Below are 15,915 nucleotides of genomic sequence, written 5' to 3' on the forward strand. Positions count from 1 at the left end.
GTTATTATGAAACACCGCCAACAACAGTTGGGGATAATGAGTGGTCGCGCGGCAGAATTGATGTCGCGTTTAAACTTCATCCATCGCAATTTAATGCACTTTTGGCTCTATCGTAAATTCTTAGGTATTTTCAATAGCGCAAAAGTAATCATTGGCATACCTTATTTGTGGCTCTTTTGCTTCTTTATCGTGCCATTTTTAATTATTTTGCGCATCAGCTTTACAGAAGCTGAGATAGCTTCTCCACCCTATTCTTCTGTTTTGACTTGGATAGAAGGTGGTGTTTTGGAAATTAAACTCAATTTTCAAAACTACATTACGCTTTGGCAGGATGATATTTATATCTCAGCTTATTTAAGCAGTATTAAAATCGCTGCCATTTCAACATTTTTTACATTTGTTGTGGGCTTTCCAATTGCTTTAGCACTGTCTCGCCTACCTAAAAGATGGCGCTTATTTGGCTTAATGATGGTGATTTTACCATTTTGGACATCATTCTTAATCCGTATTTATGCTTGGATGACAATTTTATCACCTTCAGGGGTTTTGAATAATTTCATCAATTTCATTGGCCAAGGCATCGGCTTAATTGATCCCGCTTCCCCTGTGCAACTGCAATTATTGGGCACAGAATTTGCGGTTTATATTGGCATTATCTACTGTTATCTACCTTTTATGATTCTGCCAATCTATGCAACGTTAGATAAAATGGATTATACATTGGTGGAAGCTGCGATGGATTTAGGTTGCCCACCAATTAAAACTTTCTGGATCATCACAGCAAGAATCTCTTTACCTGGAATTTTAGCAGGCTGTTTCTTAGTCTTCATTCCAGCTATAGGAGAATTCGTCATCCCTGATTTATTGGGTGGCTCTGATGTATTGATGATTGGGAAAGTACTTTATGATACATATTTGCAAGGCATGGATTTACCATTAGTTTCAGCCATCTCTGTTTCATTGTTATTGATTGTGATCATTCCAATCTATCTTTTCCAACGCATTCAACAGAAGCAATTTGAATAAGGAGCTGACATGAAACAGACATTAACACGTTTTAACAAAATCTCGTTAGTGATCGGCTTTGCTTTTCTCTACATTCCAATTTTGATTCTCATTGTTTATAGCTTCAATGAATCGAAGTTAGTGACCGTTTGGGGCGGATTTTCATTAAAATGGTATCCTGAGCTTTTTAAAACAAAAGGCTTATGGGATGCGGCTAAAATCACACTATGGTTAGCTGTATTAACTTCAACATTTGCCGTGGTATTAGGCACAATGACAGCATTTGCCTTAGTTAAATTTAAAAGATTCCGTGGTCGAGTACTATTTTCAGGCATTACATATGCCCCCATGGTTATGCCTGAAATCATCATGGGTACATCGTTGGCTTTAACATTTTTAGCATTGAATTTCAGTAAAGGATTTTTAACCATTTTACTCGCACATATCACGTTTACCATGTGCTATGTCACGGTCGTCATTCAATCTCGCCTGATTGGTTTTGATCGCCACATTGAAGAAGCCGCTATGGATTTAGGTGCTGATCGATTCAAAACATTTATTTACATAACATTACCGATGATTATGCCTGCGATTGTTTCTGGCTGGTTATTATCATTCACATTGTCATTGGATGATTTAATTATCGCAACATTTACCACAGGCCCTGGTGCAACCACATTGCCAATATGGATCTATTCTAAGGCACGCTTAGGCATTAGCCCTAACATTAATGCACTATCCACCATCANCTGATTGGTTTTGATCGCCACATTGAAGAAGCCGCTATGGATTTAGGTGCTGATCGATTCAAAACATTTATTTACATAACATTACCGATGATTATGCCTGCGATTGTTTCTGGCTGGTTATTATCATTCACATTGTCATTGGATGATTTAATTATCGCAACATTTACCACAGGCCCTGGTGCAACCACATTGCCAATATGGATCTATTCTAAGGCACGCTTAGGCATTAGCCCTAACATTAATGCACTATCCACCATCATCATTGGTGTTGTTGCAACGGTTGTATTCTTGATTACTTTATACTCACATCATAAAGAGCAAGCGGACAAACTCAATGAGGAATAAGATATAAAATAACTATGATTTAACAAGGTGCTAACTTATACTGTATGCTATCTATTACGCATTCTAATTGGGTATTGAACATGAAAAAATTTCTACTAACTGTTTTGATCGGATTATTCGCAAACCAAACTTTTATTTGGGCTGATACTCTCGAAGAACAGCAAGAAGAATTCAGAAAAGTTCTGACATTGAGATTCAAATATGAAAATCTCAAGTCCATTCGCGATAACTATGNTAACAAGGTGCTAACTTATACTGTATGCTATCTATTACGCATTCTAATTGGGTATTGAACATGAAAAAATTTCTACTAACTGTTTTGATCGGATTATTCGCAAACCAAACTTTTATTTGGGCTGATACTCTCGAAGAACAGCAAGAAGAATTCAGAAAAGTTCTGACATTGAGATTCAAATATGAAAATCTCAAGTCCATTCGCGATAACTATGAAAAAGAATTAAACGTTTTAGAAGCGCAGTATGAGCGCAATAAGCAAATTGAAGATTTCCAAAAGAAGCAACGTCCAGATGATATTCACATGTCAGTTTATACGACGCCTTTCACATTTATGTCTAGTGAAATATGGGAACAAAATATTCTGGATTATGCAAAAGAATTAACAGTGACTAAGATTCCACGAAAAGGATCTACAGATATTATTTTCCATTTCCCAACCATTTCTAATAAAATGAAAACACAGTTAGATACTTATAATATTCAAGTACCTACATTAAAAGTTGTGTCCGTTTTATTATCCTCTGGTAAATTAATCCCTGTCGATAAAGCCATTTCATCTAAATTAGATGAACAATCAATTACCATTGAAACAGACAATGCATCCATTCTAAAGATCAACTTAGCGATGGATTATCAATTGCCAACAGAAACAAACTCCAAAACTATCCTCACGGCACAAGCACCAGATGCAAATGGCATGGCGCTTCTGCCAGCGTTTGATAATGTTGTGACATTACAACTCACTCAAGAAAAAGCTGATTCCATCATTCAAATTGATGCAACAGACATTAAAGGCAATACACTAGCTTCAAAAAGCTCTGAGAAAATTACAAATACCAATGACTTATCCACACAAGCCATTCGCATTGACTTAATCAGAGGTTTCATTAAAGCTTTAGATGATAAAGAGATTAAAAATCAAAAAGATGCTGCAGATTATTTAGCAGACAACTCAGAATCCTACCTTGCTTCGTCCAATAATACTGTGCGCCAGCTAACAAAATCCTTTGCAGGTAAAGTTGAACAAGCAATTATTTATACTGTCGGCGCACCAATCAACAAGATCTATGAATTTTCGATCTACTAAATAATAATTTAATTTATTTATGTAAATTTACATTGACATTTGTAAGTGATAAGAATATAACTCCTATCAACTATTTGAGGAGTTATATTTCTATGAAAATAATTAAAATTGCAACATTCTTGTTAGCAACACTAGGATTTATCTCAACTGCATCAGCATTGAACATCAATACTGCGGATGCACCAACTTTAAGCGCTGAATTGAAAGGTATTGGCATGACAAAAGCTGAAGCTATTGTGAGCTTCCGCACAGAACATGGTCCATTTTCTGAACCCAATGATTTAATTGCTGTACCTGGCATTGGTCCTAAAATTATTGAAATGATCCAAGATCAAATCACTTTTGAAGATACTAATACAGCTGTTTCTGAACCAGCTCAATAATATTTGATAACGATCATGAAGAGAGGAATGACACTCATCGAACTCATGATCGTTTTATCCATTATTGGTATCAGCATCATGCTCTCCATCCCATTCTTTGCTGAGCTTATGCAAAACTATCATTATAAAACGGCGGCATTGACATTAAATAATGACATAAGATTTGCCAAATCAACTGCAAATCAAAAGAAAATACGTGTTTCAATGTGTATTTCATCCGACCAAATTCACTGCATAACAGAAGCTTCCACTCAATGGCACAAAGGCTGGATCATATTTCTCGATCCTCAGAATAATTTCACACCTGAACCTAAAAACATCATTCGCCAGAGAGAAGCGTGGCATTCATCCGTTAAAATCAATAGTAGCTATAATATTCAAAATGGCGTGCAATTTAACATTGGTAAGAAAACTGGCAAAAGCCTAGGCTCAGGATTACCCAATGGCTATTTTATAATTTGCGGCCAAAATAAAAACGCCCAAAAACTCATTCTCAATGTTTATGGGCGTTTACGAAAAGAACAATTATCTAATTGTGAAGATTAAGACTTTTTACCAATATAAAATTGGCTTGAAGTATAACTTGCATAAGCTTCCCTCAATCCTACCATCAATACAGCACATACTGGCAGAGCTAACAAAATACCGAAGAAACCAAATAATGTGCCCCCTGCCATTAAAGCGAAAATAACAGCCACAGGATGCATACCTAATTTATCACCTACCAATTTGGGTGTTAAAACAAAGCTTTCTAAAGTTTGGCCAATCCCAAATACAATCCCAACAAGAATTAATAATTTATAATCATGTGTTTGGAACCAAGCCATTGCTAAGCCCGCAATAATCCCTGTAGATGCACCTAAATATGGAATAAAGCTGATTAACCCTGCAATCATCCCAATTAATAAGCCAAACTCTAAGCCCACTAAAGTTAAACCTAAGCTGTAAACTACAGCCAATGCAAACATCACAGATAATTGCCCACGCATAAAGCTACCTAACATATCATTGGCATCTGTTAAGAAGGCTACAACCTTGCCACGTACACTCAACGGAATGAGATTGATAATCTTACCGTTAATCAACTCCCAATCGCGCATGAAATAAAACGTTAACATTGGGATCAAGAATAAACTTGTGATAAAGCCGATGATTGCCAAAGTGGATGATGTCAATGAGCCAATGATTTTCTTCAATGTTTCACTGATCACGCCGCCATAGTTAGTTAATGCTTCTTGAACCGTTGCAAAATTCAATTTAACAAATTCTGGTGATAAATCTTTGCCTAGAGGTTTAAAGATCGTTTCTTGTAACCAATTAATGATCAAAGGTAATTTATTTAACAATAAGATGACTTGATTGATCAGCATTGGAATGAAGATCAGGAGTAATAATAAGAAAATAATGACTAAAATACTGAATACCAATGTCACAGCCCACATGCGCGACATTTTTGGAAAACGATTCTGCACTTTAGCAACAATAGGATTACCAATATATGCCAAGCCAAAAGCAATCAAAAAAGGTGTCAAAACTGATCGTAAAAGAAAAACCAGCCAACAGAAAAAAATCACACCCAACCATGTAATAATTTGTCGGTTTGTTAATAAGCTCATAGCGTTCCCGTTATGCAAATTGAGTAATAGATAGATTTTACATCAAAAGATGTCAATGATTCTTTTTTAAAGTACAATAACTCACTTATATTTTTCGATAGGAACTTTTTGATAGTGCGTAAATTGTCAAAAAACTTAATGATTTTACTGTACAGCATTCTCGCATTTTCATTCTCTGCCAATGCGCAAGATGAAAATACTGATGACATTGCCAATACAGGAGATCAATCTATAATTGGGCGCTGGGTTCAAGATGGTCCTGCCATCAAAGAATATCCTGTATGTTACCAACTATGGAAATGCGAAAGTGGCAAGCCTGTAATGGGCGAATCAATCTCTTTACCCAAAGGAGAATGGGGATTGTGTGATAACTACACAGATAAATCCTCCAATAGCTTTTGCGCCAAATGTGATGCACCACCCCCCATAGAAGTTTGTGAATAACTAAGTGTAAATTATGTTTTATTTAATCGATGTAAGAACCACAGAAGAATTTAATATGGGGCATTTAGATAATGCAATCCATATTGATTATCGTGAAATCCTTCAGGAAATTGACAATATCACCACTGATAAAGAGACTGATATTTATTTATATTGCCGTTCTGGCGTTCGCTCTGCTATTGCTGCTCAATTGCTGCACAGCAGAGGCTACTATAAAGCAGAAAACATTGGTGGCTATAAAGCGCTTAAAGCTCATATCGAAGCACAATGCCAAGAACCCAATTCTCTTTAATATGCATAATATTTCGAGGTTATCTATGAAAAAAATTCTACTCGCGTTACCTTTAGCAGTTGTTTTATCAGCATGTGTAACAACTCAAACCAATAATAGTGATTCAGCAGAACCAACAGCAGGAGCATCAACAACACAATTCAGCGATCAATGGGTTTCACAATTGACCACTCATAAAGCTGCAGTAAGAAGCTGCATCATTTCGAACAAAGATATTCAGTCAATCTTGTATATGGATACACAACCTAATGCGACTGTATTAACAGTGAGCACAAAAAATGGCGCAGTATTAGATTGTGCAGTGAATGCAAAAACAAACAATGTCATCAAAATCACACCACGTTCAGAAAACTTGCCTAAAAACATCAGTAAATTCTATCCAATTGGCAAACGCTTACCAGATGTTTGTAAAGGTAAGCAAACCATCAAAGATGAAGAAGGCCGCTTGATGGGAACTGTTTGTTACTAGTATGACTTTAGTAGAAAAAATTGATCAATTACTCCCTCAAACTCAATGTGAACAATGTGGATTTGAGGGATGTTTACCTTATGCAGAATCTTTAAGCAAAGGCGAATCACAAATTAATCGTTGTCCACCTGGCGGATTACCTGTGATGAAATCATTGGCAGCATTATTGAATCAACCCGAGTTAGCCATTGATCCTGAATGTGGCACTACTCAGCCTGTTCATACTGTTTATATTGATGAAACCTTATGCATTGGCTGCACTAAGTGCATTCAAGCTTGTCCTGTGGATGCAATTGTTGGCACAAAAAAGAAAATGCACACAGTCATTCAGTCTGAATGCACAGGCTGTGATTTATGCATTCCACCCTGCCCATTAGATTGCATTTACATTAAACCTAGTGAAGAAGAGTTTTTCCCTGAAACAGGTTTATCTGATATGCAAAAGGTTCGTGCAGATAAATCACGCGCACGCCATCAAGCACAGCAAAAACGTGGCGAGAACCGCACAACGATCACAAAAACATTACCACCGCAGGAAAAAGTACTGGCTAATCGTTCTAGTGATTCCGATATGCTATCATTAATCGCAATGGCAAAAGCAAAGACACAAGCAAAGCATCAAGAGAGAGAATAAATATGGCAAAGTTGTATCAACGTAAAATGAACAAAGCGGAAATCCTTTCCTTTTTCACAATATTACGTGATGACAACCCCCATCCAACCACTGAGCTAATCTATTCTACGCCCTTTGAATTATTGGTTGCTGTCCTACTTTCTGCACAAGCGACTGATAAAGGCGTCAATAAAGCCACAGTTCCTATGTTTAAAGTTGCCAATACACCTGAAGCTATTGCTGCATTAGGTGTAGATGGCATTAAAAACTATATTAAAACGATTGGCTTATTCAATACTAAAGCAGAAAATCTCTATAAAACTTGCCAAATTCTTATTGAGAAATTCAATAGCGTCATTCCTGAAAACCGTGCTGATCTAGAATCATTACCTGGCGTTGGTCGAAAAACTGCTAATGTCATCTTAAATACAGCATTCAAACAACCTACAATGGCAGTGGATACGCATATTTTTCGTGTAGGCAATCGCACAGGCTTAGCACCTGGTAAAGATGTTTTAGAAGTAGAGCAAGAACTCCTTAAACGTATTCCAAAAGATTTCATGCTCGATGCTCATCACTGGTTAATTTTATTGGGCCGTTATATTTGTGTCGCAAGATCTCCAAAATGTGCAGCATGCTTAGTTTACAATGAGTGCCAATTTAAGGATAAAACGGCATGATCATTAAAGATTTAGGCTTAACCCATTACAATGATATCTATCAAGCGATGCAAAGCTTTACAGATCATCGTACAACTGAATCTGAAGATGAATTTTGGGTCACAGAGCATTATCCTGTTTTCACTCAAGGCTTAGCAGGCAAACAAGAACATATTTTACAACTCAGTGACATTCCTATTGTGCCCACAGATCGTGGTGGACAAATCACTTATCATGGCCCAAAACAATTAGTCTTTTATCCATTGTTGTATATTAAAAAACATCGTTTATCACCAAGGCCATTGGTTTCTCTTTTAGAAAAAACAGCCATACAAGTTTTGGCAGACTTAAACATTGAAAGTTATGCAAAATCAGATGCGCCAGGTATTTACGTGCAACATAACGATGAAGAAGAAAAAAAAATATCATCTCTCGGTTTACGAATCAGAAAAGGCTGTTGCTATCACGGCTTATCATTGAATATAGACATGGATTTAACACCATTTTCCTATATCAATCCTTGCGGTTATCAAGGATTGAAAATGATCAATGTTAGCGATTTAAACAAAAATTTTGACATTAACATGATAAAATCCAAGTTTATTGAGTATTTTGTTGTCAGTTTCAATGAACTTGTTGAACAATCACCAAGGAGAACACATGCAAGCGAATAAACCTGTACAAGGTGAGAAATTAAGGGGCGCAGATAAAGTTGCTCGTATTCCAGTTAAAATTGAGCCAACAACGCCTGAAACACGTTTGAAAAAACCAACGTGGATTCGCGCAACCTATTCTGGTGGCAAGCGTATAATGGAATTGAAAGAAATTCTCCGTGGTGCAAAATTAGCAACAGTATGTGAAGAAGCTGCCTGCCCTAACTTAGGTGAATGCTTTGGCAAAGGTACAGCAACATTTATGATCATGGGTGCAATTTGTACTCGCCGCTGTCCTTTCTGTGATGTTGGTCATGGCCGCCCTAATCCTTTGGATGTGGATGAACCTAAAAACTTAGCAGAAACAGTTGCAGAAATGAGCTTGCGTTACGTTGTGATCACATCTGTAGACCGTGATGACTTACGTGATGGCGGCGCACAGCATTTTTCTGATTGTATTACTGAATCCCGTGCAATGAATCCTAATCTTAAAATTGAGATTTTAACACCAGATTTCCGTGGCAGAATGGATGTTGCAATTCCAATCCTAGCTAAAAATCCACCAGATGTTTTCAATCATAATATGGAAACAGCGCCTCGCTTATATAAAGCCGCTCGCCCTGGTGCGGATTATCAATACTCGTTAGATTTATTGAAAAACTTCAAAGCAGAATGCCCGAATGTACCTACAAAATCGGGCTTAATGGTTGGTTTAGGCGAAACCGATGAAGAAATTCTAGAAGTGATGCGTGATTTACGTGCGCACAATGTGGACATGCTGACAATTGGTCAATATTTACAACCAAGCCCACACCACTTACCTGTGCTTCGTTATGTTACGCCAGAAACTTTTGCAATGTATAAAGAAGAAGGCTTAAAAATGGGCTTTAAAGAAGTGGCTTCTGGCCCAATGGTTCGCTCTTCTTACCATGCAGATGTTCAAGCATCTTCGCTCATTTCGTAAATTCTCAAACAAATAATGACTAATAACGCAAAAGAGATCATCAAACTACAGAAAATCGTGTTCATTGTGAGCACGATTTTATTTGCCATCAAAGTATTTGCATGGTGGATTACTGGTTCTGTGGCAATTTTGACGGATGCTTTAGAGAGCATCATCAATGTTGTTGCAGGTGGTTTCACGTTATATAGCTTATATGTTTCATTTCTGCCAAAAGATCAAAACCATCCTTATGGGCATGGCAAAATAGAATTTATAGCTGCAGGTATTGAAGGCACTTTGATCGCTTTAGCAGGCATCTATATTTTCTATGAAGCCATAATGCAACTCATTGACAACAAGCATACTGTTCAGCAATTAGGCAGTGGTATTTTCTTAGTGGGCTTAGCAGGTTTGATCAACTATATTTTAGGCTTTATCACTGTTAAAAAAGGCAAAGAACAAAAATCTTTGCCATTGATCGCGGGTGGTAAGCATTTAATGTCAGACAGCTACTCTTCCATCGCCCTAATTTTAGGCTTGGGTTTAGTTATGCTCACAGACTGGTTATGGTTAGATAGCGTCATTGCAATTTGCTTTAGCTTATTTATTTCTTACACAGGCTTCCATATCATTCGTGAAGCTGTTGCAGGCATCATGGATGAAGCTGATGAAGAGCTACTGAAAGAATATCTAGATGTATTGAATAAACATCGCACTGAAAACTGGATTGATATCCATAATATCCGCTTCATCAAATATGGCAGTAATTTACATTTAGATTGCCACTTAACTGTGCCATGGTTCTTCAATACTCGTGAAGCCCATAAAGAATATGAAAAATTACGCGAAGTCACCAATGAATACTTCGAGCATCAAGTGGAACTTTTTGTTCACATTGACGATTGTGTGCCAGAATCCTGTGAAGTTTGTGAGCGTTTTGAATGCCCATTAAGACAACGAAAATTTATCAAAAGAGTCACATGGGATACTGAAAATACTACTCAAATCCCAAGACATCGGATTGAAAATGTCCATCAACAACAGCAACAAAATCCATCTATTTGATTCTCATATTCATTTAGACGATCATAATTTCAGAGAGAACCTACCTGAATTATTGGCTGATGCTCGTACTCAAAATGTATGTCGCTGGATCATTCCTGCAACCACTGTTCAAACTTTTAAAGATATTCATACAATTACTGAACAACATGATGGCTGCTACGCTGCATATGGTCTACACCCTTATTTCATCCATATGCATACAGATGAAGATCTTGCTATACTCAAAACTACACTGATGCAATATGACCCAATCGCCATTGGTGAATGTGGCTTAGATGCAATGATTGCTGAACCAAATATGGAAAAACAGCTCTATTTTTTTCAAGCACAAATTAAGTTAGCCTTGGAATTTGATTTACCGTTAATCATTCATGCTCGAAAAACTGTTGATCTAGTTCTGAAAGAAATTCGTAAGCATCCAACTTTACGCGGTGTGTTGCATAGTTTTTCAGGCAGTTTGCAACAAGCAGAAATAGCATTACAACACAATTTTTTATTAGGCTTTGGTGGTACGATTACATTTGAACGCGCACAAAAACTACGCTCGATTTTAAAACATTTATCATTGGATAATTTCATCATCGAAACAGATGCACCATTTCAAAGAGGCGCGTATCGTGATAATGGATTAAACTATCCAGAAGATTTATTCACAATTGCAAAAAGCATTGCGAGTATTCGTCAAGAACCGCTAGAATTAATAGCACAAGCAACCTTTGCGAATACCCAAAAATTATTTAAGTTAAAGGATCTTTAAATGATTATTCCTAAACATCTCGCCGAACTACTCGGTATCGAATATCCGATCATTCAAGCTGCAATGGCGGGTGGATATGTTTCTGCTGAATTGACAGCAGCAGTATCTAATTCTGGTGGTTTAGGCTCAATCGCTGCAGGCTACTTCAAACCTGAACAACTGAAAGAACAGATCCAAGCTGTTAAAAGCTTCACGAGCCAGCCATTTCTCGTGAATATGTTTGTGCCACAGCGCACTTATGTCAGCCGTGAACAGATGGATGAATTTGTCATTAAAGCTTCAGACATTAACCCTGAAATTAAAATTAATGAAGCTGCCAATCTATACAATGAAAACTTATGGGAAATCAGTAGCCTTGAATCCATGGTGGATGTTGTCATTGCTGAAGAAGTTCCAATTGTAAGTTTTACTTTTGGCGTACCAAGTGACGAAATCATTCAGCGTTTACGCGAGCATAATATTTTGATCATTGGTAATGCAACACATTTATTAGAAGCTTTTGTATGGCAAGAAAAAGGTGCGGATGCATTAATTCTACAAGGTAGCGAAGCTGGTGGACATCGTGCAACATTTATTGGTGATCCAATGCAAGTAGCACAATCTGCTTTCACCTTGTTACAACAAGGCGTTAGAGAATTAAACATGCCGATCATCTCAGCTGGCGGTTATTTTGATTCTAAATCAATGGGTGCTGCATTTTGCTTAGGCGCTTCAGCGGTCTTAGTGGGCACTGCATTTTTAACCACTTATGAAGCGAATACTACAGAAGATCATCGTAAAGCATTATTGAATAGCAACGAATTAGATAGCAAGTTCACTCAAGATTTAAGTGGTGCTTGGGCACGTGCGATTCGCTCAGAAGGTTTAAAAATATTAGAACAAAGCGATTTACCACGTTTGCCATTCCCTGCTCATGGCTTCTTTGTTAAATCCTTAGTCGGCCAACAAGAACCAGATAAATACCGTGCATTATATGCAGGTGTGAATGCTCAGTTTTGTGAGGAAATCTCTGCATCAACATTGATGAGCCGTTGGATCACTGAATTACAATGTCTATAAAATATTTAGATGTGACATCCCATGGTCATACGCGGAAAATCGCCTATGACCATCATTGCCCTGATCAAGCGACTTATTCTATCTTATGGCTAAGTGGCTATTGTTCAGTCATGAATAGTACAAAAGCCAATGCCATTGCAGAATGGGCAAATGATCATACAGTTGAAATGATTCGCTTTGATTATTCAGGTTTAGGTGAAAGTAGTGGTGAATTTGCGACTGCCAATCTTTCACAATGGCTAGAAGAAGCATTGATGATTTATCAGCATATTCAACATCGCCCTACCATCATCATTGGTTCATCTATGGGTGCTTGGTTAGCTTTAAGACTAACTGAAGCCTTGAAAACTACTCAGCAAATTTTACCAAAAGCATTGCTATTATTAGCGCCTGCCATTGATTTTACTCATGAATTGTTACTGAAAAAATTACCCCAAGCTTTATTGGATCAATTAGAACAGCAAGGTGTCACTGCTATTCCATCACAGTATGATGAAGAGCCTTTGAAGTTTTACCAACAATTTATTGAAGATGCGAATCAGCATAGATTATTGAATCGCCCAAGTGATATTACAGTGCCTATGACAATGATTCATGGTGAGCAAGATACTGATATTCCATTAATATTAACCATCAAAGCCGCAGCTCATTTCAAAAACACACAATTAATCACCGTCAATGACGGCGAGCATCGTTTATCACGCGAACAAGATATTCAATTGATCCTAAAAACCTTAGAAGATTTACAATAATAAACAAAATTCTTAGATTTACAGTAATTTACCACGATATTCTATTGTTTAAATCTAAAATTGGTTATAATCTTCTCTGTTAATTTTTATAATTCCAATGGAGGTTCTATGAACTCATATTATGGCCAAGATGATAACTTGGTTCACACACAGGAAAGCGCATTAGCAGCGAATAAGATCATTCGCCAAGCTTATGCATTGGTTGGTTTATCTCTCATCCCAACAGCCATTGGCGTTTGGGTTGGTTTCTTAATGGATAACCTTTTACTTCGCGTTGCAATGAGTAGCCCAATTGCATACTTCATCGGCGTAATGGTTGTATTTTATGGCTTGATCTTCATGATCGAGAAAAACCGTCGTAACAGTATTGGCCTTGTATTGATGTTTGTATTTACATTCGGCATGGGCTTAATGCTACAACCATTATTAGCAATGGNCAGCGAATAAGATCATTCGCCAAGCTTATGCATTGGTTGGTTTATCTCTCATCCCAACAGCCATTGGCGTTTGGGTTGGTTTCTTAATGGATAACCTTTTACTTCGCGTTGCAATGAGTAGCCCAATTGCATACTTCATCGGCGTAATGGTTGTATTTTATGGCTTGATCTTCATGATCGAGAAAAACCGTCGTAACAGTATTGGCCTTGTATTGATGTTTGTATTTACATTCGGCATGGGCTTAATGCTACAACCATTATTAGCAATGGTTGGCAACATGAGCAACGGCATGAACTTAATCAGCACAGCTGTATTTGGTACGGCTGCTATCTTTGTAGGCTTAGCATTAGTTGGTAACAACACAAGCAAAGATTACTCTTTCTTAGGTCGCTATATTGGCATCCTATTCTTTGTATTGATGGCAACGATCATCTTGAACTACTTTTTCTTGAAAATGCCAATGATCTCATTAGTTGTATCATTTGCTGTGATTGGTTTTTCATCAATGATCATTGTTTACCGCATCAATATGGCTGCTCGTGGCGGTGAAGATAGCTACATTTCATTAGCATTAGATATCTATATCTCTTTATACAATATCTTCACAAGCTTATTGAGAATCTTAGCAATCTTTGGTGGTGATGATTAATCGTCATTCATCCTGATACAATCATCAAAAAGCCAGCTGAATTGCTGGCTTTTTTATTTGATCAAGATTATAAACTTGTGATATCAATTTGATCCCAATCCACAATGGATGGAAATAACCAATCATTTTGGAACGATCGATTAGATAACTTAGGACTAAAGCCTGATTTGATTCTGTACCATTCCTCTTGATGCAAACGACGAATGACAGAGATAATGAGATCATTATCATACTCTTCATTCAATATCTGCTTCACTGAGCGATTCTTCTCAATGTACAGCGTTAAAATTTCATCAATGTCAGAAACTTTAGTGGCTCTACCGCCATAAATAAAATTCTTCTTAATCGTTTTCGTGGCAGAAGCTTCCAATAATTCATTCGGAAAAATATCAGTTTGATTGGATATGTTAATGTAATTCGCCAATTGCACTAAACTCGTGTGATAAATATCCATCAATGGCATAAATTCAGTCAATGCAAAACTAGAAATATTATCCTTAATGCCTAAAGCCACTTGCGTTTTATCAATACAACCCAATGGCCATGCACCTAATAACTCAGCCACAGATATAAAAATGGATGATTTAAAACGATCTTGAGTATCTTTCTTCCATTTTTCATCCACCAAATGTTCTGCTTGACTAATGAAACCATGAATCAGCTCATTCTCCAATTGCCAGCTGAATAATTTAATACCTAAATCATCCATATATGATTGAATGCCTGCTTTAAGTTTGGGAGAATCAAAGCGTGATTGAATGTACAAACCTGAAACTCGGTTTTTCCCCAAAGCTTTCATGGCAATGAATAAAGCCACTTGAGAATTCAAACTGCCATCCATCAAAACCAATGCTTTATTTTGTGGTGTTTTACGGATGAATTCTTGAATCACAAACTTAACCGCCCAATATAACTCTTTAACATAATGGGTCGATTTACAATAAACAGGATGCTCTTTATCTTTCAGCTGATTCATAGATGTGACTGCTGAATCTTCTTCAAAGTGCCTCAATAGCAATAATGTTTGCCCTTCTTCATTGGTAATAGACGAACAACCTTCCAGTAACAAACTGTTAGAAATTCCCACATTATTCACATAAATGATTGGTGCTTGCTTTTCTCGTGCTAAAGAGTGAATGAATTGCTCACGTTCAATACTTAACTCACGTGACCAAGGAAAAGCCGCACAGCAGCATAGGAGATCACAATCAGGCACAGCAGTATCAGAAAATAATTCCTCCGAAACCACAATCCCAATTTTAAGACCTTTAAATTCAAATACAGTGGATTGCGTGCCTGCTTTAAAGTAGCGATGCTCTGCGTATAATTCAACATTAGGAATCACTGTTTTTCGATGATTACCAATAATTCTACCATCCTTCATGATGGCAATACTGCTATAAAGCACTTCATCCACTTGTTCAGGATAACCCACTAAAACGATGGATCTTGCGCCTGCATGGCTTGCAATTTCTACGATCGCTTTTTGGCAAGATGCGAGAAACTGGTCTTTTAAAAAGAAATCATCTGCCCCATAACCAGATACACACAACTCTGGAAATACGATTAATTCAGCGCCATTTTTTTGCGCCTTATGAATAGTTTCTATAATTCTTTTTGTATTTAACTGAACATCACCACCAGTGCTACTAACCTGCTCCAATGCAATCTGTAGGTTATACATGTGTTCAAGCTCCTTA

At 37.2% G+C, this 15,915-nt stretch carries 20 protein-coding genes and 1 pseudogene; 19 read left to right on the forward strand and 2 right to left on the reverse strand.

Features of this window, described 5'->3' with window-relative positions; genetic code table 11:
- Window positions 1-6: 6 nt before the first annotated feature.
- The 6 genes and pseudogenes from BZK16_RS10115 to BZK16_RS10145 all read left to right on the forward strand — a co-directional run bounded on the left by BZK16_RS10115 (window position 7) and on the right by BZK16_RS10145 (window position 4,352).
- Window positions 7-1,026, forward strand: a complete 1,020-nt coding sequence (locus tag BZK16_RS10115; protein ID WP_077928770.1) for an ABC transporter permease — start codon at window positions 7-9, stop codon at window positions 1,024-1,026.
- Between the two features lie 9 nt (window positions 1,027-1,035).
- Window positions 1,036-1,752, forward strand: a pseudogene (locus BZK16_RS10120) (ABC transporter permease); the annotation flags it as partial.
- A 23-nt stretch (window positions 1,753-1,775) separates the two neighbouring features.
- The gene (locus tag BZK16_RS10125; RefSeq protein WP_269845026.1) at window positions 1,776-2,099 is read left to right on the forward strand and encodes an ABC transporter permease; all 324 of its coding nucleotides are present in this window, start codon (window positions 1,776-1,778) and stop codon (window positions 2,097-2,099) included.
- A gap of 295 nt (window positions 2,100-2,394) precedes the next feature.
- The gene (locus BZK16_RS10135; protein ID WP_077928773.1) at window positions 2,395-3,423 is read left to right on the forward strand and encodes a hypothetical protein; all 1,029 of its coding nucleotides are present in this window, start codon (window positions 2,395-2,397) and stop codon (window positions 3,421-3,423) included.
- A gap of 92 nt (window positions 3,424-3,515) precedes the next feature.
- Window positions 3,516-3,806, forward strand: coding sequence for a ComEA family DNA-binding protein (locus tag BZK16_RS10140; protein WP_077928774.1), 291 nt, complete (start codon window positions 3,516-3,518; stop codon window positions 3,804-3,806).
- A gap of 15 nt (window positions 3,807-3,821) precedes the next feature.
- Complete coding sequence (locus BZK16_RS10145) at window positions 3,822-4,352, forward strand: GspH/FimT family pseudopilin (protein ID WP_077928860.1); 531 nt, start codon at window positions 3,822-3,824, stop codon at window positions 4,350-4,352.
- Here the strand turns inward: BZK16_RS10145 and BZK16_RS10150 are convergent.
- Window positions 4,349-5,422: an AI-2E family transporter gene (locus tag BZK16_RS10150; RefSeq protein ID WP_077928775.1), complete on the reverse strand. Its 1,074-nt coding sequence runs from the start codon at window positions 5,420-5,422 to the stop codon at window positions 4,349-4,351. The two genes, BZK16_RS10145 and BZK16_RS10150, sit on opposite strands and share 4 nt — an antisense overlap.
- Window positions 5,423-5,536: 114 nt before the next feature.
- Between BZK16_RS10150 and BZK16_RS10155 the strand changes: the two genes are divergently transcribed.
- The 13 genes from BZK16_RS10155 (at window position 5,537) to BZK16_RS10215 (ending at window position 14,215) form a co-directional block, all read left to right on the forward strand.
- Window positions 5,537-5,866: a hypothetical protein gene (locus BZK16_RS10155; RefSeq protein WP_077928776.1), complete on the forward strand. Its 330-nt coding sequence runs from the start codon at window positions 5,537-5,539 to the stop codon at window positions 5,864-5,866.
- A 13-nt stretch (window positions 5,867-5,879) separates the two neighbouring features.
- The gene (locus BZK16_RS10160) at window positions 5,880-6,158 is read left to right on the forward strand and encodes a rhodanese-like domain-containing protein (RefSeq protein ID WP_077928777.1); all 279 of its coding nucleotides are present in this window, start codon (window positions 5,880-5,882) and stop codon (window positions 6,156-6,158) included.
- A gap of 25 nt (window positions 6,159-6,183) precedes the next feature.
- Complete coding sequence (locus tag BZK16_RS10165) at window positions 6,184-6,627, forward strand: hypothetical protein (protein ID WP_077928778.1); 444 nt, start codon at window positions 6,184-6,186, stop codon at window positions 6,625-6,627.
- Window position 6,628: 1 nt separating this feature from the next.
- Window positions 6,629-7,261, forward strand: a complete 633-nt coding sequence (locus tag BZK16_RS10170; RefSeq protein WP_077928779.1) for an RnfABCDGE type electron transport complex subunit B — start codon at window positions 6,629-6,631, stop codon at window positions 7,259-7,261.
- A 26-nt stretch (window positions 7,262-7,287) separates the two neighbouring features.
- Window positions 7,288-7,920 carry an endonuclease III gene (gene nth, locus BZK16_RS10175; RefSeq protein ID WP_077928861.1) on the forward strand — a complete coding sequence of 211 codons (633 nt, stop codon included), beginning with the start codon at window positions 7,288-7,290 and terminating at the stop codon, window positions 7,918-7,920.
- Complete coding sequence (gene lipB / locus BZK16_RS10180; RefSeq protein ID WP_077928780.1) at window positions 7,917-8,573, forward strand: lipoyl(octanoyl) transferase LipB; 657 nt, start codon at window positions 7,917-7,919, stop codon at window positions 8,571-8,573. Before nth ends, lipB begins: the two co-directional genes overlap by 4 nt.
- Window positions 8,527-9,516: a lipoyl synthase gene (lipA, locus tag BZK16_RS10185; RefSeq protein WP_408645572.1), complete on the forward strand. Its 990-nt coding sequence runs from the start codon at window positions 8,527-8,529 to the stop codon at window positions 9,514-9,516. Before lipB ends, lipA begins: the two co-directional genes overlap by 47 nt.
- Before the next feature lie 15 nt (window positions 9,517-9,531).
- Complete coding sequence (locus BZK16_RS10190; protein WP_077928782.1) at window positions 9,532-10,560, forward strand: cation diffusion facilitator family transporter; 1,029 nt, start codon at window positions 9,532-9,534, stop codon at window positions 10,558-10,560.
- A complete protein-coding gene (locus BZK16_RS10195) occupies window positions 10,523-11,317 on the forward strand; it encodes a TatD family hydrolase (RefSeq protein WP_077928783.1) in 795 nt (264 codons plus the stop codon). Before BZK16_RS10190 ends, BZK16_RS10195 begins: the two co-directional genes overlap by 38 nt.
- Window positions 11,318-12,376: an NAD(P)H-dependent flavin oxidoreductase gene (locus BZK16_RS10200; RefSeq protein WP_077928784.1), complete on the forward strand. Its 1,059-nt coding sequence runs from the start codon at window positions 11,318-11,320 to the stop codon at window positions 12,374-12,376.
- Complete coding sequence (locus BZK16_RS10205) at window positions 12,367-13,128, forward strand: alpha/beta hydrolase (RefSeq protein ID WP_077928785.1); 762 nt, start codon at window positions 12,367-12,369, stop codon at window positions 13,126-13,128. The genes BZK16_RS10200 and BZK16_RS10205 overlap by 10 nt, the downstream gene beginning before the upstream one ends.
- Window positions 13,129-13,236: 108 nt before the next feature.
- Window positions 13,237-13,575 carry a Bax inhibitor-1 family protein gene (locus BZK16_RS10210; protein ID WP_077928786.1) on the forward strand — a complete coding sequence of 113 codons (339 nt, stop codon included), beginning with the start codon at window positions 13,237-13,239 and terminating at the stop codon, window positions 13,573-13,575.
- A 22-nt stretch (window positions 13,576-13,597) separates the two neighbouring features.
- A complete protein-coding gene (locus BZK16_RS10215) occupies window positions 13,598-14,215 on the forward strand; it encodes a Bax inhibitor-1 family protein (RefSeq protein ID WP_233145274.1) in 618 nt (205 codons plus the stop codon).
- A 67-nt stretch (window positions 14,216-14,282) separates the two neighbouring features.
- On the opposite strand, the gene BZK16_RS10220 is transcribed toward BZK16_RS10215, so the two are convergent.
- Window positions 14,283-15,899, reverse strand: coding sequence for a nitrilase-related carbon-nitrogen hydrolase (locus BZK16_RS10220; RefSeq protein ID WP_077928788.1), 1,617 nt, complete (start codon window positions 15,897-15,899; stop codon window positions 14,283-14,285).
- Window positions 15,900-15,915 lie beyond the last annotated feature (16 nt).

The organism is Wohlfahrtiimonas populi (assembly GCF_002006795.1).
GTDB classification, from domain to species: domain Bacteria; phylum Pseudomonadota; class Gammaproteobacteria; order Cardiobacteriales; family Wohlfahrtiimonadaceae; genus Wohlfahrtiimonas; species Wohlfahrtiimonas populi.